Annotated in this window: 18 protein-coding genes; all 18 read right to left on the reverse strand. The window is 56.5% G+C overall.

Translation table 11 applies throughout. The features are described from left to right. Nucleotides 1–60 precede the first annotated feature (60 nt). The 18 genes from CS390_RS24775 to rpmH all read right to left on the reverse strand — a co-directional run bounded on the left by CS390_RS24775 (nucleotide 61) and on the right by rpmH (nucleotide 15,992). A complete protein-coding gene (locus CS390_RS24775; RefSeq protein ID WP_065759577.1) occupies nucleotides 61–486 on the reverse strand; it encodes a F0F1 ATP synthase subunit epsilon in 426 nt (141 codons plus the stop codon). 44 nt (nucleotides 487–530) lie between these two features. Continuing rightward, on the reverse strand, nucleotides 531–1,907 hold the full coding sequence (gene atpD, locus CS390_RS24780) for a F0F1 ATP synthase subunit beta (protein ID WP_065759576.1): 1,377 nt from the start codon (nucleotides 1,905–1,907) through the stop codon (nucleotides 531–533). Nucleotides 1,908–1,934: 27 nt separating this feature from the next. Next, nucleotides 1,935–2,795 carry a F0F1 ATP synthase subunit gamma gene (atpG, locus tag CS390_RS24785; RefSeq protein ID WP_065759575.1) on the reverse strand — a complete coding sequence of 287 codons (861 nt, stop codon included), beginning with the start codon at nucleotides 2,793–2,795 and terminating at the stop codon, nucleotides 1,935–1,937. A 50-nt stretch (nucleotides 2,796–2,845) separates the two neighbouring features. Further along, nucleotides 2,846–4,390: a F0F1 ATP synthase subunit alpha gene (gene atpA / locus CS390_RS24790; protein WP_065759574.1), complete on the reverse strand. Its 1,545-nt coding sequence runs from the start codon at nucleotides 4,388–4,390 to the stop codon at nucleotides 2,846–2,848. Nucleotides 4,391–4,411: 21 nt separating this feature from the next. Then, nucleotides 4,412–4,948 carry a F0F1 ATP synthase subunit delta gene (locus CS390_RS24795; protein ID WP_065759573.1) on the reverse strand — a complete coding sequence of 179 codons (537 nt, stop codon included), beginning with the start codon at nucleotides 4,946–4,948 and terminating at the stop codon, nucleotides 4,412–4,414. A gap of 12 nt (nucleotides 4,949–4,960) precedes the next feature. Further along, complete coding sequence (locus tag CS390_RS24800; RefSeq protein ID WP_065759572.1) at nucleotides 4,961–5,431, reverse strand: F0F1 ATP synthase subunit B; 471 nt, start codon at nucleotides 5,429–5,431, stop codon at nucleotides 4,961–4,963. A gap of 57 nt (nucleotides 5,432–5,488) precedes the next feature. Continuing rightward, nucleotides 5,489–5,746 (reverse strand): F0F1 ATP synthase subunit C, encoded by a 258-nt coding sequence (atpE, locus tag CS390_RS24805; protein WP_003097235.1) that lies wholly within the window; start codon nucleotides 5,744–5,746, stop codon nucleotides 5,489–5,491. Nucleotides 5,747–5,890: 144 nt separating this feature from the next. Further along, a complete protein-coding gene (atpB, locus tag CS390_RS24810; RefSeq protein ID WP_065759571.1) occupies nucleotides 5,891–6,760 on the reverse strand; it encodes a F0F1 ATP synthase subunit A in 870 nt (289 codons plus the stop codon). 16 nt (nucleotides 6,761–6,776) lie between these two features. Next, complete coding sequence (locus CS390_RS24815; RefSeq protein WP_065759570.1) at nucleotides 6,777–7,184, reverse strand: F0F1 ATP synthase subunit I; 408 nt, start codon at nucleotides 7,182–7,184, stop codon at nucleotides 6,777–6,779. Nucleotides 7,185–7,333: 149 nt separating this feature from the next. Then, nucleotides 7,334–8,206, reverse strand: coding sequence for a ParB/RepB/Spo0J family partition protein (locus tag CS390_RS24820; RefSeq protein WP_099776490.1), 873 nt, complete (start codon nucleotides 8,204–8,206; stop codon nucleotides 7,334–7,336). 9 nt (nucleotides 8,207–8,215) lie between these two features. After that, the gene (locus CS390_RS24825) at nucleotides 8,216–9,007 is read right to left on the reverse strand and encodes a ParA family protein (protein WP_065759568.1); all 792 of its coding nucleotides are present in this window, start codon (nucleotides 9,005–9,007) and stop codon (nucleotides 8,216–8,218) included. A gap of 18 nt (nucleotides 9,008–9,025) precedes the next feature. After that, nucleotides 9,026–9,661: a 16S rRNA (guanine(527)-N(7))-methyltransferase RsmG gene (gene rsmG, locus CS390_RS24830; protein WP_176717420.1), complete on the reverse strand. Its 636-nt coding sequence runs from the start codon at nucleotides 9,659–9,661 to the stop codon at nucleotides 9,026–9,028. A 5-nt stretch (nucleotides 9,662–9,666) separates the two neighbouring features. After that, the gene (mnmG, locus tag CS390_RS24835) at nucleotides 9,667–11,559 is read right to left on the reverse strand and encodes a tRNA uridine-5-carboxymethylaminomethyl(34) synthesis enzyme MnmG (protein WP_099776491.1); all 1,893 of its coding nucleotides are present in this window, start codon (nucleotides 11,557–11,559) and stop codon (nucleotides 9,667–9,669) included. A gap of 515 nt (nucleotides 11,560–12,074) precedes the next feature. Then, nucleotides 12,075–13,445, reverse strand: coding sequence for a tRNA uridine-5-carboxymethylaminomethyl(34) synthesis GTPase MnmE (mnmE, locus tag CS390_RS24840; protein ID WP_065759565.1), 1,371 nt, complete (start codon nucleotides 13,443–13,445; stop codon nucleotides 12,075–12,077). An 83-nt stretch (nucleotides 13,446–13,528) separates the two neighbouring features. Continuing rightward, nucleotides 13,529–15,202, reverse strand: a complete 1,674-nt coding sequence (yidC, locus tag CS390_RS24845) for a membrane protein insertase YidC (RefSeq protein WP_065759564.1) — start codon at nucleotides 15,200–15,202, stop codon at nucleotides 13,529–13,531. Nucleotides 15,203–15,204: 2 nt separating this feature from the next. Further along, on the reverse strand, nucleotides 15,205–15,450 hold the full coding sequence (yidD, locus tag CS390_RS24850; RefSeq protein WP_099776493.1) for a membrane protein insertion efficiency factor YidD: 246 nt from the start codon (nucleotides 15,448–15,450) through the stop codon (nucleotides 15,205–15,207). Beyond that, on the reverse strand, nucleotides 15,443–15,844 hold the full coding sequence (gene rnpA / locus CS390_RS24855; RefSeq protein ID WP_065759563.1) for a ribonuclease P protein component: 402 nt from the start codon (nucleotides 15,842–15,844) through the stop codon (nucleotides 15,443–15,445). Before rnpA ends, yidD begins: the two co-directional genes overlap by 8 nt. A 13-nt stretch (nucleotides 15,845–15,857) precedes the next feature. Further along, complete coding sequence (gene rpmH / locus CS390_RS24860) at nucleotides 15,858–15,992, reverse strand: 50S ribosomal protein L34 (RefSeq protein WP_002551315.1); 135 nt, start codon at nucleotides 15,990–15,992, stop codon at nucleotides 15,858–15,860. Between the last annotated feature and the right edge of the window lie 482 nt (nucleotides 15,993–16,474).

A 16,474-nucleotide genomic window follows, 5' to 3' on the forward strand; every position in this document is an offset into this window, starting at 1 on the left:
GAAAAAGAAAAAGGGTAGCCGAGGCTACCCTTTAACTCAATCGCACTACAGAAGCTTGGCTTAACCACCGAACTTCTTGCGGATCTGCTGGACGGTGCGCAGCTGGGCTGCGGCTTCGGCCAGACGTGCAGCGGCGGAACCGTAGTCGAACTCCGCGCCTTTTTCGTGCAGGGCCTTTTCAGCAGCCTTGACGGCTTCCTGAGCGGAGGCTTCATCCAGGTCGCTAGCGCGTTGCACGGTATCGGCAAGCACCTTGACCATGTTCGGCTGGACCTCGAGGAAACCACCGGAGATGTAGAACACCTCCTTGTCGCCACCCTGCTTGGTCAGCGTGATCGGACCCGGCTTCAGATCAGTGATCAGCGGGGCGTGGCCTGGAGCGATACCGATATCACCCAGGTTGCCGTGCGCAACCACCATCTCGACCAGACCGGAGAAAATTTCTCCTTCCGCGCTGACGATATCGCAATGGACTGTCATAGCCATCTGCTTGCCTCAACCTGATTAGCGCCCCTTTCGGGGCGCCGGGATTACAGTTTCTTGGCTTTCTCGATCGCTTCTTCGATGCCGCCGACCATGTAGAACGCTTGTTCTGGCAGGTGGTCGTAGTCACCGTTGAGGATGCCTTTGAAGCCAGCAATGGTGTCTTTCAGGGAAACGTATTTACCCGAAGCACCGGTGAAGACTTCAGCCACGAAGAACGGCTGGGACAGGAAGCGCTGGATCTTACGAGCACGGGATACCAGTTGCTTGTCGGATTCGGACAGTTCGTCCATACCCAGAATGGCAATGATGTCCTTCAGCTCTTTGTAGCGCTGCAGCACGTACTGAACACCGCGAGCGGTTTCGTAGTGCTCGGTGCCGATGACCAGAGGGTCCAGCTGACGCGAAGTCGAGTCCAGTGGATCAACCGCTGGGTAGATACCCAGGGAGGCGATGTCACGGGACAGTACCACGGTGGCGTCCAAGTGGGCGAAGGTGGTCGCTGGCGACGGGTCAGTCAGGTCGTCCGCAGGTACGTATACGGCCTGGATCGAGGTGATCGAACCTTGCTTGGTCGAAGTGATGCGCTCTTGCAGCACGCCCATCTCTTCAGCCAGGGTCGGCTGGTAACCTACTGCCGAAGGCATACGGCCCAGCAGTGCGGATACTTCGGTACCGGCCAGGGTGTAACGATAGATGTTGTCGACGAACAGCAGAACGTCGTTACCTTCGTCACGGAACTTCTCAGCCATGGTCAGGCCGGTCAGCGCTACGCGCAGACGGTTTCCTGGTGGCTCGTTCATTTGGCCGTATACCAGAGCAACCTTGTCCAGTACGTTGGAATCCTTCATCTCGTGGTAGAAGTCGTTACCCTCACGAGTACGCTCACCCACACCGGCGAACACGGAGAAACCGCTGTGCTCGATGGCGATGTTACGGATCAGTTCCATCATGTTTACGGTTTTGCCTACACCGGCACCACCGAACAGACCAACCTTACCACCCTTGGCGAACGGGCAAACCAGGTCGATAACCTTGATACCGGTTTCGAGCAGGTCGTTGCCACCAGCCTGTTCTGCGAAGGAAGGCGCGGCACGGTGAATGCCCCAACGCTCTTCTTCGCCGATCGGACCAGCTTCGTCGATTGGGTTGCCCAGGACGTCCATGATACGGCCCAGAGTCGCTTTACCGACTGGAACGGAGATGGCTGCCTTGGTGTCAACGACGTCCAGACCGCGCTTCAAGCCTTCGGTCGAGCCCATCGCAATGGTACGTACTACGCCGTCGCCCAGCTGCTGCTGAACTTCCAGAGTAGTTTCCGCGCCCTGTACTTTCAGCGCGTTATAGACACTCGGTACGCTGTCACGTGGGAATTCCACGTCAATGACGGCGCCGATGATTTGAACGATACGTCCGCTACTCATAGCTGGATCCTCTGAATATTTGAACCGTTAAACCGCGGCAGCGCCGCCGACGATTTCCGAGATCTCTTGGGTGATCGCAGCCTGACGTGCCTTGTTGTAGATCAGCTGCAAATCGCTGATCAGGTCGCCGGCGTTGTCGGTGGCGTTTTTCATTGCGATCATCCGCGCAGCTTGTTCAGCCGCGTTGTTCTCGACTACCGACTGGTAGACCTGCGACTCCACGTAACGCACCATCAGGCCGTCCAGCAGCTCTTTGGCATCGGGTTCGTAGAGGTAGTCCCAGTGGTGCTTGAGTTCTTGATCCGGGGTTGCGACCAACGGAATCAACTGCTCGACCGTTGGTTTTTGCGTCATGGTATTGATGAACTTGTTCGACACCACGGACAGGCGATCGATACGGCCTTCCAGGTATGCGTCCAGCATGACTTTGACGCTACCAATCAGATCGTTGATCGATGGCTCTTCGCCCAAGTGGCTGATTGCAGCAACGACGTTACCGCCGAAGTTACGGAAGAATGCCGCACCTTTGCTGCCGATCACGCACAGGTCGATCTCGACGCCTTGTTCGCGGTTTGCCGACATGTCCTTGACCAGGGCCTTGAACAGGTTGGTGTTCAAGCCGCCGCACAGACCACGGTCACTGCTCACCACGATATAACCGACACGCTTGATGGCGCGATCGATCATGAACGGGTGGCGGTATTCCGGGTTGGCGTTGGCCAGATGACCAATCACCTGGCGGATGCGCTCCGCGTAAGGACGGCTAGCAGCCATACGCAGTTGAGCCCTGCGCATCTTGCTGACCGCCACTTTTTCCATGGCGCTGGTAATTTTTTGCGTGCTTTTGATGCTCGCAATCTTACTGCGAATCTCTTTTGCGCCTGCCATGTAACACCTATCAGGTTAGCAAGCGGGGGCTGCAAAGCCCCCGCTGCGGCTTACCAGGTTTGGGTGGCCTTGAACTTCTCGATACCGGCTTTGATGCCAGCGTCGATTTCGTCGTTGAAGTCACCCTTCACGTTGATCTTCGCCATCAGTTCGGCGTGATCACGGTTGAAGTAAGCAATCAGCGCTTGTTCGAAGCTACCGATCTTGGCGATTTCAACGTCGACCAGGAACCCACGCTCAGCGGCATACAGCGACAGCGACATGTCAGCGATGGACATTGGCGCGTATTGCTTCTGCTTCATCAGCTCGGTAACACGTTGACCGTGCTCGAGTTGCTTACGGGTGGCTTCGTCCAGGTCAGAAGCGAACTGGGCAAATGCAGCCAGTTCACGGTACTGAGCCAGAGCGGTACGGATACCACCGGACAGCTTCTTGATGATCTTGGTCTGAGCGGCACCACCTACACGGGATACCGAAACACCGGCGTTAACTGCAGGGCGGATGCCCGAGTTGAACATGGCCGATTCCAGGAAGATCTGACCGTCGGTGATCGAGATCACGTTGGTCGGAACGAACGCGGAAACGTCGCCAGCCTGGGTTTCGATGATCGGCAGAGCGGTCAAGGAACCGGTTTTGCCAGTTACTGCACCGTTGGTGAACTTCTCGACGTACTCTTCGGAAACGCGCGATGCACGCTCCAGCAGACGGGAGTGGAGATAGAACACGTCACCTGGGTACGCTTCACGTCCTGGTGGACGACGCAGCAGCAGGGAGATCTGACGGTAAGCAACAGCTTGCTTGGACAGGTCATCGTAAACGATCAGCGCGTCTTCACCGCGGTCACGGAAGAACTCGCCCATGGTGCAACCGGCGTATGGCGCCAGGAATTGCAGTGCGGCGGATTCCGAAGCACTGGCGGCAACAACGATGGTGTTAGCCAGAGCGCCGTTTTCTTCCAGCTTGCGAACAACGTTGGCGATGGTCGATTGTTTCTGACCAACGGCGACGTAGACGCAGAAGATGCCACTGTTTTTCTGGTTGATGATCGCGTCAACCGCCATGGCGGTTTTACCGATCTGACGGTCACCGATGATCAGCTCACGCTGGCCACGGCCGACTGGAATCATGGCGTCGACGGATTTGTAGCCAGTCTGTACAGGCTGGTCTACCGATTTACGCCAGATAACGCCCGGAGCAACTTTCTCGACCGCATCGGTCTCGGTGTTGTTCAGTGGGCCTTTACCGTCGATTGGGTTACCCAGTGCGTCGACTACGCGACCCAGCAGTTCCTTACCAACCGGAACTTCCAGGATGCGGCCGGTGCACTTGGCACTCATGCCTTCGGCAAGGGAGGTATATGCGCCCAGTACTACCGCACCAACGGAGTCTTGCTCCAGGTTGAGGGCCATACCGTAGACGCCGCCCGGAAACTCGATCATTTCGCCGTACATAACGTCGGCCAGACCGTGGATCCGCACGATACCGTCAGAAACGCTGACGACAGTACCTTCGTTGCGGGCTTGAGAGGCGACATCGAGTTTCTCGATGCGACCCTTAATGATTTCACTAATTTCGGAAGGATTGAGTTGCTGCATTGCTCTGCTGCCCCTTCAAACTCAAGATTTCAATGCTTCGGCCAGTTTCGCGATTTTGCCGCGAATCGAGCCATCGATTACCAGGTCGCCGGCGCGGATCACGACACCACCTATGAGGGAGGTATCCTCCACAGCGTGCAGTCGCACTTCCCGGCTGAGCCGTGCACTGAGAACCTTGGCGAGTTTGTCTTGCTGTTCTTGGTTCAACGCAAAAGCACTAGTGACTTCCACGTCCACGGATTTTTCCTGCTCGGCCTTGTACAGCTCGAACAGCGACGAAATCTCCGGCAATAGCAGGAGACGGTCGTTTTCCGCGGCAACATGAATGAAATTCTGTGCCTGGGCATCAAACTTGTCACCGCACACTTCAATAAAAGTGGCGGCCTTTTCTGCGCTCGTCAGTCGCGGGGCCTTGAGCAGGCGCTGCATGGTGCCGTCTTGCGACACCGCAGCAGCCAGGCCGAGCATGGCTGACCAATTGGCCAGTTGCTGATGGGCCTGGGCATGCTCAAAGGCAGCCTTAGCGTAAGGTCGGGCCAACGTGGTCAATTCTGCCATGATCGCCCTCGCTTAAATTTCAGCGGCCAGTTTGTTAACCAGCTCCGCATGCGCGTTTTGATCGATTGTGGCACCAAGGATCTTCTCAGCGCCGTTAACGGCCAGGCTACCCAGTTGGGCGCGCAGCGCGTCTTTGACACCGTTAAGTTCCTGTTCGATCTCGGCCTGAGCCTGAGCCTTCACACGGTCAGCTTCGACGCGGGCCTGATCACGGGCTTCCTCGACGATCTGAGCACCGCGCTTCTTGGCTTGCTCAATGATTTCGGCTGCCTGAGCTTTCGCTTCGCGCAGTTGCTGACCCACTTTATCTTGGGCCAGCTCCAGGTCGCGAGCTGCTCGGCTGGCAGCGTCCAGTCCATCCGCGATCTTCTTCTGACGTTCTTGCAATGCCGCGATGACCGGAGGCCACACGAACTTCATGCAGAACAGCACAAAGATGAAGAACGCAACGGACTGGCCAATCAGGGTTGCATTAATGTTCACGCCAACACCTCGCTCGTTCTTTGTCCATCACACAAAACCACTCGAAAATTCGAGTGATTAGCCGGCGATTTGACCAACGAAGGGATTAGCGAAGGTGAAGAACAGAGCGATACCAACACCGATCATGGTTACGGCGTCGAGCAGACCGGCAACGATGAACATTTTAACTTGCAGCATTGGAACCATCTCTGGCTGGCGAGCAGCGCCTTCCAGGAACTTGCCGCCCAGCAGGCCGAAACCAATGGCGGTACCCAGTGCACCCAGGCCGATCAGCAGAGCAACAGCGATAGCGGTAAGACCAACTACAGTTTCCATCTTTCCTCCCGACTTTTACGTCGTATTGGTTAGGTTTTTTAGTTTGAAGCGGTAAAGCAAAATCGTTTTGTACAGCTGCCCTTGCGGACCTTTTGCGACCCTTGCCCGTACCGGCGAAAGGGTCTTCAGACACGCCAGGCGGTCTTAATGGTTATCTTCGTGAGCCATCGACAGGTAGACGATGGTAAGCATCATGAAGATGAACGCTTGCAGGGTGATGATCAGGATGTGGAACACCGCCCACGCCCACTGCAGCACCACGCCCAGGCCGCTGAGCCAGAGCAGACCAGCACCGAACATCACGGCAATCAGGATGAACACCAGCTCGCCGGCGTACATGTTGCCGAAAAGACGCAGTGCCAGGGAGATTGGCTTGGCGATCAGGGTCACAAATTCCAGCAGGAAGTTCACCGGAATCAGCAGGATCTGAACGAAGATGTTCTTGCTGCCGAACGGATGCAGGGTCAGTTCGCCGAGGAAACCGCCGATGCCCTTGACCTTGATGCTGTAGAAAATGATCAACGCGAACACGCAGAAGGCCATGGCCAGGGTAGCGTTCGGGTCAGTCGTGGAGACTGCACGGAAAGGAATGTGCTTGTCGCCGGAAATCAGCATGGCCAGTTGAGGAATCCAGTCGACCGGTACCAGGTCGATGGCGTTCATCAGGAAGACCCAGACGAAGATGGTCAGCGCCAGCGGTGCGATAACCGGGCTACGACCGTGGAAACTGTCCTTGACCGAACCGTTGACGAACTCCACCAGCACTTCAACGAAGTTCTGCAGGCCGCCAGGTTGACCGGAAGTTGCTTTCCGGGCCGCCATGCGGAACAGGAGAATGAAGATCAGACCCAGCGCAAAGGACCAACCCAGGGTGTCCACGTGGAACGCCCAGAAGCCCATTGCTTTGGCTTCTGCTGCGGAATGGGCAAAACCCCAACCGCCGTCTGGTAGTTGACCGTAGGTCAAGTTCTGCAAGTGGTGCTGGATATAGCCCGAAGCGGTTTCTGCTGCCATGTTTGCCTCAAACGCCCTAAGGTCTCGAAAGTCTTGTTTTCACTAGCAGGGGCGCGAACCAGCTGACCAACTGGGTCAGCAGAAAGACGCCGAATACTGCTAATGGCGCCAATGGCTTCACTCCTGCAAACGTCAGCGCGAACAGCACTGCCGTCAAAATCAATTTGCCTGCCTCGCCAGCGTAAAACGACTTGACGATGGCCTGCGCTGCCCTGGCTCCGGTAAACCGAAAAGCCTTCCAAGCAAAGTACACATTCGGTAGCCAGGCAATCAGCCCTCCGCAGAGGCCTGAATATCCGTCGACTGCCCCGCGCCACTGCCACAACGCCAAGGCTGCCAACAGAAACACGACACACTGAGCCAGCAGTACCGGAAAAACCGCCCAGCGATGGAAAGGCAAGCGGTTTGGCGTGCGGGTTTCCATCACAACTGCTCCTCAAAAGTCGGCCAACCCGTCAACTCTGACTTGGCATAATTTGTGCCGACAAAATGCGCGCAGAGTATAGGGGCGGTTTAACCCCTATTCAACTGCTGGGTAGTGATTTCCGACTGTGCGCTACAACAGGAATTGTTTCAGCGGATGTGAGCAAGGACGCCCTGCAACTCATCCAGCGAGTTATAACGAATCACCAACAGGCCTTTGCCCTTGTTCCCATGACGGATCTGGACAGCCGAGCCCAGCCGCTCTGCGAGCCGCTGTTCAAGGCGTGCGATGTCCGGATCAGGCTTGGCCGGTTCGACCGGTTCAGGCTTGCCATTGAGCCACTGACGGACCAGTGCTTCAGTCTGGCGCACCGTCAGTCCACGTGCGACAACATGTCGCGCCCCATCAACCTGTTGCTCATCCGGCAATCCGAGCAATGCACGTGCATGGCCCATTTCCAGATCGCCATGAGAGAGCATGGTCTTGATGACTTCCGGCAGGGTGATCAAGCGCAACAGGTTGGCCACGGTAACCCGCGACTTGCCCACGGCATCAGCAACCTGCTGCTGGGTCAGCTGGAACTCATGCTGCAGCCGTTGCAGGGCAATCGCCTCTTCCACCGGGTTGAGGTCCTCGCGCTGGATGTTCTCGATCAGCGCCATCGCGATGGCCGCCTCATCGGGCACATCACGCACCATTGCCGGAATAGTATCCATGCCGGCCTGCTGACTGGCGCGCCAGCGGCGCTCACCCGCAATGATTTCGTAGCGATTGTCAGCGATCGGACGAACCACGATCGGCTGCATGACACCCTGGCTACGGATCGAGTGCGCCAATTCCTCCAACGCCTGCGGATCCATGTCGCGGCGAGGTTGGTACTTCCCGCGCTCGATCAGGTCGAGCGGCAGGTGTTGCAGTTCTTTCTGATCGACCTTGACAGCCTGCTCTTCGAGCGCGCTGACAGTCGGACCACTCAGCAGTGCATCCAACCCACGTCCGAGACCTCGTTTCTTAACGGCCATACGGATTCCTTAAGTTGCTTGTGCAGTGCGAGATTGACGACGCTGGCGACGCACCATCTCACCGGCCAGGGCCAGGTAGGCCAAGGCACCGCGCGATTGCTTGTCATAGGCCAGCGCCGGCATGCCGAAGCTTGGTGCCTCGGCCAGGCGAATGTTGCGCGGGATCACGGTGTCGTACAGCTGATCACCGAAATGCTCCTTGAGCTGCGCCGATACATCGTTGATCAGGCTCAGGCGCGGGTCATACATGGTCCGCAGCAAGCCTTCGATCTTCAGCTGTGGATTAAGCCGCTCGGCAATCCGCTTGATGTTATCCACAAGGTCACTCAAACCTTCCAGCGCAAAGTATTCACATTGCATCGGAATGATCACGCCATCGGACGCGACCAAGGCGTTGAGGGTCAACATCGACAACGACGGCGGGCAATCAATGAGAATGTAGTCGTAGCTTTCACGGATCGGCGCCAGCGCGGTACGCAGACGACTCTCCTTCATCTGCATTTCCAGCAACACCACCTCGGCGGCGGTCAGGTCACGGTTGGCCGGCAGCAGTTGATAACCACCGTGCTCGGAGAAGCGCATGGCCTGGGCCAGATCGCATTCACCGATCAACAGGTCATAGACCGAATGTTCCAGGACGTGTTTATCCACACCACTGCCCATGGTGGCGTTGCCCTGTGGATCGAGATCGATCAGCAGCACGCGGCGCTTGGTCGCCACCAGCGATGCTGCGAGATTGATACAGGTGGTGGTCTTACCCACACCACCCTTCTGGTTCGCGATTGCGAATACCTTAGCCATTCTTGCTTGTGTTCCCAGTCATGCCGTGCGGCGCAGTATCAGCAGATGGCGCTGGCCTTGGCAACCCGGTACGGTCAAGGCCTGCTCGCTATCCACTTTGAAATCTGCCGGCAATGCTACCAGCTCATCAGCTGGATGCAGCCCTTTCATTGCCAGCCACTGCGTCTGGGTATCCCCCAGGTGCCGCGTCCAGTTAGTGAAGTTTTCCATGCTGCTGAAAGCACGCGAAATGATTCCGGTGAAAGGGCGCTCCGGCTGGAACGCCTCAACCCGATTGTGGATAACTTGCAGGTTATCCAGTTTCAATTCCAGCTTTACCTGAGTCAGGAAGCGGGTTTTCTTGCCATTGCTGTCGAGCACCGTGACCTGCTTTTCCGGATGCAGGATAGCCAATGGAATACCGGGCATGCCACCGCCGCTGCCGACGTCAAGCCAACGCTCGCTGTGGATAAACGGCATTACACTCAGGCTGTCGAGCAAATGACGGGAAACCATCTCGTCCGGGTTACGCACAGCGGTCAGGTTATACGCCTTGTTCCACTTGATCAGCAGTGCCAGGTACGCCAGCAGTTGCTCCTGCTGGCTGGCACTCAACTCGACGCCCAGTTCGCGGGCGCCTGTGGACAACTCTTCGGCATGTTGAGGGGTGACCATGGAACTCAAGCGCTTTGCTCCAACTCACGGCCTGCGCCGCGTTTTTTCAGGTGAATCAGCAAGAGTGAAATTGCTGCCGGGGTTACGCCAGGGATACGGGAAGCCTGACCCAATGTTTCCGGACGAGTCTGGCTGAGTTTGCTCTGAATTTCCTTGGAAAGCCCGGAAATGTTCGTGTAGTCGATATCCTCGGGCAGACGGGTATCTTCGCTGGCACGCAGACGAGCAATTTCTTCCTGCTGGCGATCGATGTAGCCGGCGTACTTGGTCTTGATTTCGACCTGCTCGGCAACTTGTGGATCAATGCCTTCGCTACCGGTCACTTCGATCAAACCGGCGTAATCGATTTCCGGACGGGTGAGCAGGTTGAGCAGGTTGTACTCATGGCTCAGCGGCGTACCGAATTTCTCTGCAATGGCTTGGCCTTGCGCCGTACCAGGGCGTACCCAGGTGCTTTTCAAACGTTGTTCTTCGCGCTCGATACCTTCGCGTTTAGCGGTAAAGGCCGCCCAACGGGCGTCGTCGACCAGGCCCAGTTCGCGACCTTTTTCGGTCAGACGCAGGTCGGCGTTGTCTTCACGCAGGATCAACCGGTACTCGGCCCGAGAAGTGAACATGCGGTACGGCTCTTGAGTACCGAGGGTGATCAGGTCGTCGACCAACACACCGATGTACGCTTCATCGCGGCGCGGGCACCAGCTTTCACGGCCCTGTGCACGCAACGCGGCGTTGGTCCCGGCCAGCAATCCTTGTGCACCGGCTTCTTCGTAGCCGGTGGTGCCGTTGATCTGGCCAGCAAAGAACAGGCCGCCAATCACTTTGGTTTCAAGGCTGTACTTGAGATCTCGTGGATCGAAGTAATCGTACTCGATGGCATAACCCGGACGAACGATGTGCGCATTCTCCATGCCGCGGATCGAGCGAACGATCTGCAGTTGCACGTCGAATGGCAGGGATGTGGATATCCCGTTCGGATACAGCTCGTGTGTCGTCAGGCCTTCAGGTTCGATAAAGACCTGATGGCTCTCCTTGTCCGCAAAGCGGTGAATCTTGTCTTCGATCGAAGGGCAGTAACGCGGGCCAATACCCTCGATGACACCGGAATACATTGGCGAACGATCAAGGTTCGACGCAATGATTTCGTGGGTGCGGGCATTGGTGTGGGTAATCCAGCAACTGACCTGGCGCGGGTGCATCTGCTGCGACCCCATGAACGACATCACCGGGGTAGGCGTGTCACCCGCTTGTTCGGTCATCACCGAGAAATCCACAGAGCGGCCATCGATACGCGGCGGAGTGCCGGTTTTCAGACGACCAACCCGTAATGGCAATTCACGCAGGCGATGTGCCAGGGCAATCGACGGTGGATCACCGGCACGACCACCGGAGTAGTTCTGCAAACCGATGTGGATAAGTCCACCAAGGAAAGTACCGGTGGTCAGTACCACTGCATCGGCGAAGAAACGCAGGCCCATTTGAGTGACCACACCACGCACCTGGTCCTGCTCGACGATCAGGTCGTCGCACGACTGCTGGAATATCCACAGGTTGGGTTGGTTCTCAAGGATCTCGCGCACTACCGACTTGTAGATCGCACGGTCTGCCTGTGCACGGGTGGCACGTACTGCCGGACCTTTGCGGTTGTTCAGAACGCGGAACTGGATACCACTCTTGTCGGTTGCCAGCGCCATTGCGCCACCGAGTGCATCGATTTCCTTGACCAGGTGGCTTTTGCCAATACCACCGATGGCCGGGTTGCAACTCATATGACCGAGGGTTTCCACGTTGTGGGTCAACAGCAGGGTTTTCACACCCATGCGTGCTGACGCAAGCGCAGCCTCGGTACCGGCATGGCCGCCGCCGATGACGATCACTTCAAAACGGGAAGGGAAATCCACCACGCACCTCGTGCCTGTTTCGCGAATAAATAAGGGATAGCCGACAAGTATAGGGACTTCCCCCCCTCTAAAGGAACCTTTTGCACAAAATTTAACCAGCCTGTGGATGAGTGGCAGGCAATAGAAATTAAAGAGAGAAATTTATTAAAGCTTTGTTTTTATGTTTATTCTTATGCAGCTACCTTTCTGTGGATAAAGTGCTGCAGGCCTTTATCTACGTCATGTACAGCGATTTATAAGCCTGTGATCTAGTGGGTCTGAGCGTTCTGGATAAGCGCTTTAAGCCTGTGGATCAAATGGCTAGTTACCCACAGCGCAGGTTATCTCCAACCTTGAAGGCCAGTTATCAACGGAGCTGAAGGTGAGTTTTCCACAGGGCTTAATTCACAGGTAGCCAGCACACGGGCAGGAAAAATCCTCAGGCGTGACCTGTGAAGGCATTCGTGTCGGGAGAGAAAGGCGGGAGATGACGCGCAGCAGTCGGCTCGAAACTGAGCCGACTGTGGATAAGGTGCTTACTTGCCGATGCAGAAGCTGGAGAAGATTCGGCCCAACAAGTCGTCAGAGCTGAATGCACCGGTGATTTCACCAAGTGCTTGTTGTGCCTGACGCAGGTCTTCAGCCAAAAGCTCACCAGCGCCAGCCAGGGTCAACTGTGCACGACCGTGTTCAAGGTTGTCGCTGGCCTGGCGGAGCGCTTCCAGGTGGCGCCTGCGAGCGCTGAAGCTGCTCTCGGCGGTTTGTTCATAACCCATGCAGGCCTTGAGGTGTTCGCGCAGTAGATCAAGCCCCATGTCCGTATCCTTGGCACTCAAGGTAATGGTGACATGGCCATCATCGCTGTGCGTCATGGTGATCGGCTCACCACTGAGGTCCGCCTTGTTGCGAATCAGGGTGACCTTGGCGGGATCCGGGCGCAGATCAAGGAACTCTGGCCAGAGCGCAAATGGATCGCTGGCTTCAGGTGCGGTGCTATCCACCACCAGCAATACCCGGTCGGCCTCGCCAATGGCTTTCAGTGCGCGTTCTACACCAATCTTTTCCACATGGTCGTCGGTGTCACGCAAACCGGCGGTATCGATGACATGCAGCGGCATGCCATCGATGTGGATATGTTCACGAAGAATGTCCCGGGTAGTACCGGCAATATCAGTGACGATGGCTGCCTCGCGACCGGCGAGCACGTTCAACAGGCTGGATTTGCCCGCATTGGGGCGCCCGGCAATAACCACGTTCATGCCATCGCGCAGCAAGGCCCCCTGCCCGGCTTCGCGCAGTACTGTGGATAATTCAGCACGTACCTGATCAAGCATGCTCAAGACATGGCCATCGGCAAGGAAGTCGATTTCCTCTTCAGGGAAGTCGATGGCTGCTTCCACGTAGATGCGCAGGTTGATCAACCTCTCGGTGAGTTTATCCACACGTCGGGAAAACTCACCCTGCAACGAACGCAAGGCGTTGCGTGCCGCTTGTGCAGAACTGGCCTCGATTAGATCGGCAATTGCTTCAGCCTGCGCCAGGTCAAGCTTGTCGTTGAGAAAAGCACGCTCGCTGAATTCACCAGGGCGAGCAAGCCGGCAGCCCAACTGCAGGCAACGCTGCAAAAGCATGTCCAGCACCACCGGGCCACCGTGCCCCTGGAGTTCGAGTACGTCTTCACCGGTAAACGAATTCGGTCCAGGGAAGTACAGCGCCAGCCCTTCGTCGATGACCTGGCCATCGTCACCGCGAAACGGCCCGTAATGCGCGTAGCGCGGGGTTAGTGTCCGGCCAGCGATCAACAACCCGGCTTGGCTCGCCAAGGGGCCGGAGATACGCACAATCCCTACCCCTCCGCGCCCTTGGGCGGTGGCGATGGCAGCGATGGTTTCACGCGGAGTATTCATGATCGACGGCCTCACGACAAAAACGACAGATAGCAAAACGCCCCACGAGGGGGCGTTTATCCACAGGTTAGCTGGCTAACCCGTTATGCAGCAGCTTTCTTGCTAGCCGCTTCGATGCTACGGGTGATGTACCACTGCTGAGTGATGGACAACACGTTGTTCACAACCCAGTACAGCACCAGACCTGCAGGGAACCACAGGAAGAAGAAGGTGAAGATGATTGGCATCAGCTTCATCACCTTGGCCTGCATCGGATCCGGCGGGGTTGGGTTCAGGCGCTGCTGAATGAACATGGTCGCGCCCATGATGATCGGCAGGATGAAGAACGGATCCTTGATCGACAGGTCGGTAATCCAGAACATCCAAGGTGCCTGGCGCATTTCCACGCTTTCCAGCAACACCCAGTACAGCGAAAGGAAGACTGGCATCTGCACCAGGATCGGCAGGCAGCCGCCCAGCGGGTTGATCTTCTCTTTCTTGTACAGCTCCATCATGGCCTGCGACATTTTCTGCCGGTCATCGCCAAATTGTTCTTTCAGCGAAGCAAGCTTGGGTGCCACGGCACGCATGCGCGCCATCGAACGATAGCTGGCAGCCGACAGCGGGAAGAACAGTGCCTTGATCAGCATGGTCAGGACAATGATCGACCAGCCCCAGTTACCCAGGAGGCTGTGGATATGTTGCAGCAGCCAGAAAATTGGCTGGGCAATGAACCAGAGAATGCCGTAGTCGACGGTCAGTTCCAGGCCTGGGGACAACTCCTTGAGCTTGGACTGAATTTTCGGACCGGCATACAGCATGGTGCTGGTTTCGGCTTTACCACCTGCAGCGACTTCCAGTGTCGGGCCAGTGAAACCGATGATGTAGTTGCCTTGGCTGTCCTTGCGCGTCTGAACGATGTTGTTGTCAGACTTGTTCGGAATCCAGGCCGTCACGAAGTAGTGCTGCAGCCAGGCTACCCAACCACCAGACACATTTTCTTTCAGATTGCCCTTGTCGATGTCTTTCATCGACACTTTTTTGTACGGCTCTGCACTTGTCCACAGGGCAGCACCCAGGTAAGTGGCAGTACCGGTGGCAGTGCTCGAGGACGGATCCGAGCTGGCATCGCGCTTGAGCTGGGCAAACAGGTTGCCGCTCCAGGCCTGACCGCTCTGGTTGTCGATCAGGTAGCTGACCGTCAGGTCGTACTCACCGCGCTTGAGTGTAAAGCGCTTGATGTAGTTGACGCCGTTGTCGCTGAACTTCAGGTCGACGACCAGTTGATCCTGACCGTCGGCCAGTTGATAACTTTTCTGTTCGGTAGCGTACAGCGGGCGACCAGATGGACGAGCATCCGGGCCGTTGGTACCGGTCAGACCGCTCTGTGCCAGGTAAACACGCTCGCCGCCGTTGTCGAACAGCTGGAACGGAATATCGGGATGGTCCTGACGGCGCGGGTATTTCGGCAGCATCAGCTGCGCGATATCACCGCCATTGGGATCGATAGCCAGATCAAGAACATCGGTCTTGACCCGAATCAGGTCTTTGCTGATGGCAACCGGGGCCAGTTCGGTCGAATTCGACTCGGGGTTGGCGCTCGGAACATCGGCACTGGCGGAATTGCTTGCGGCCCGCGCGGTGTCCGGCAACGCCGGCGCGGTGGCGGCGTTCTGGGTCGGCAAGGCTGCCTGTCCGTAGTCCTGGTTCCACTTAAGAACCATGACATAAGACACGATTGCCAGGGCGACGATCAGGATCGTGCGTTTAATATCCATGATTACTCGGCTATCGAAGAAGTACGGGAAGAAGAAGCGGGCGGAACCGGGTCGTATCCACCAGGGTTCCACGGATGGCAACGCCCCAGTCGACGAACGGTCAGCCAACTGCCACGCAGAAGACCATGAGACTCAATGGCTTCGAGTGCGTAGCAGGAGCAGGAGGGGTAGAAACGACAGTGATTGGCCATCAGAGGACTAATGGCGTAACGGTAAAACTGGATCGGAACGAGTGCCAGTTTACGCATCTGGACTGTCTACCCCTACGGATTCGGTTGGCGCTGGAGCGGGCCGATTACGCGCAAGACGCTTCCAGAGCTTGCCAAAATGTTGGTGCAATTCTGGGTTTTCGATCTCGCCCAGGCCTTTGCGCGCAACGATAACGATATCCCAACCTGCCAATAGATCTTGGTGAAGGCGGAATGAGTCGCGCATCAATCGCTTGAGTCGATTTCGCTGAACGGAGAGCTTGACGCTCTTTTTCCCGATCACAAGCCCCAAGCGGGGATGATCCAGACCGTTCTCGCGGGCAAGGAGCAAAAGATTCTTGCCTGGAACCTTGCCGGTTGGGGAGTCGAAGACCGCTTTGAAATGTCGGGGGGTCAGCAGACGCTTTTCCCGACTGAAGTCCTGACTCACCACCTGTGCCGAATGATCAAACGGCCAGACGCTTACGGCCTTTGGCACGACGACGCGACAGAACGGCACGACCGTTCTTGGTGGCCATACGGGCACGGAAACCGTGAGTGCGAGCGCGCTTGATGGTGCTTGGTTGGAAAGTACGTTTCATGGCGTGTTACCTGGTTCGTCGACTACGGGCCGGAATGGCCCCCGTTTTAAGAGATCGGCGATTCTAGAGAAAGCAAGGCCATAGGTCAATTTCCAACCAGCTTTTCCTTATAGGTGGTCACGTGGGTGGGGGTTGGGTGTGAACGTGTCGAGGTACAGCGTTCAGACCTAAACATAAAAAAAGAGAGAGGAATTATTTAAAGCTTTTCTGTAAATCTTATAAAGCTTATGTAGAAGAATTCTGTGGATAAGGTTCTACAGGCCTTTATTTTCATGGCGTACAGAGAATTTAAACCTTGTCGGGAAGCGGTGCTCTGGCTGTGCCGAACGCTCGGAAAATCTGTGGATAAAAAAGCGAGTTATCAACACGCGAGTTATCAACAGATTTCGACCCGGACTTGTGCAAAGACCTCAGGTACGGTTATCCACAGGGCTTATTCACACCCCTCCGGCATCATTTTGTTCACTAAGTCGCTGATCTAT

This window comes from Pseudomonas sp. HLS-6 (assembly GCF_002753995.1).
Classification (GTDB): Bacteria; Pseudomonadota; Gammaproteobacteria; order Pseudomonadales; family Pseudomonadaceae; genus Aquipseudomonas; species Aquipseudomonas defluvii.

What these genes read in the sequence shown, in the direction of transcription:
- CS390_RS24775 (WP_065759577.1), bottom strand. Translation starts at nt 486, where the DNA reads ATGGCTATGACAGTCCATTGCGATATCGTCAGCGCGGAAGGAGAAATT.
- atpD (WP_065759576.1), bottom strand. Translation starts at nt 1,907, where the DNA reads ATGAGTAGCGGACGTATCGTTCAAATCATCGGCGCCGTCATTGACGTG.
- atpG (WP_065759575.1), bottom strand. Translation starts at nt 2,795, where the DNA reads ATGGCAGGCGCAAAAGAGATTCGCAGTAAGATTGCGAGCATCAAAAGC.
- atpA (WP_065759574.1), bottom strand. Translation starts at nt 4,390, where the DNA reads ATGCAGCAACTCAATCCTTCCGAAATTAGTGAAATCATTAAGGGTCGC.
- CS390_RS24795 (WP_065759573.1), bottom strand. Translation starts at nt 4,948, where the DNA reads ATGGCAGAATTGACCACGTTGGCCCGACCTTACGCTAAGGCTGCCTTT.
- atpE (WP_003097235.1), bottom strand. Translation starts at nt 5,746, where the DNA reads ATGGAAACTGTAGTTGGTCTTACCGCTATCGCTGTTGCTCTGCTGATC.
- atpB (WP_065759571.1), bottom strand. Translation starts at nt 6,760, where the DNA reads ATGGCAGCAGAAACCGCTTCGGGCTATATCCAGCACCACTTGCAGAAC.
- CS390_RS24815 (WP_065759570.1), bottom strand. Translation starts at nt 7,184, where the DNA reads ATGGAAACCCGCACGCCAAACCGCTTGCCTTTCCATCGCTGGGCGGTT.
- CS390_RS24820 (WP_099776490.1), bottom strand. Translation starts at nt 8,206, where the DNA reads ATGGCCGTTAAGAAACGAGGTCTCGGACGTGGGTTGGATGCACTGCTG.
- CS390_RS24825 (WP_065759568.1), bottom strand. Translation starts at nt 9,007, where the DNA reads ATGGCTAAGGTATTCGCAATCGCGAACCAGAAGGGTGGTGTGGGTAAG.
- rsmG (WP_176717420.1), bottom strand. Translation starts at nt 9,661, where the DNA reads ATGGTCACCCCTCAACATGCCGAAGAGTTGTCCACAGGCGCCCGCGAA.
- mnmE (WP_065759565.1), bottom strand. Translation starts at nt 13,445, where the DNA reads ATGAATACTCCGCGTGAAACCATCGCTGCCATCGCCACCGCCCAAGGG.
- yidC (WP_065759564.1), bottom strand. Translation starts at nt 15,202, where the DNA reads ATGGATATTAAACGCACGATCCTGATCGTCGCCCTGGCAATCGTGTCT.
- yidD (WP_099776493.1), bottom strand. Translation starts at nt 15,450, where the DNA reads ATGCGTAAACTGGCACTCGTTCCGATCCAGTTTTACCGTTACGCCATT.
- rpmH (WP_002551315.1), bottom strand. Translation starts at nt 15,992, where the DNA reads ATGAAACGTACTTTCCAACCAAGCACCATCAAGCGCGCTCGCACTCAC.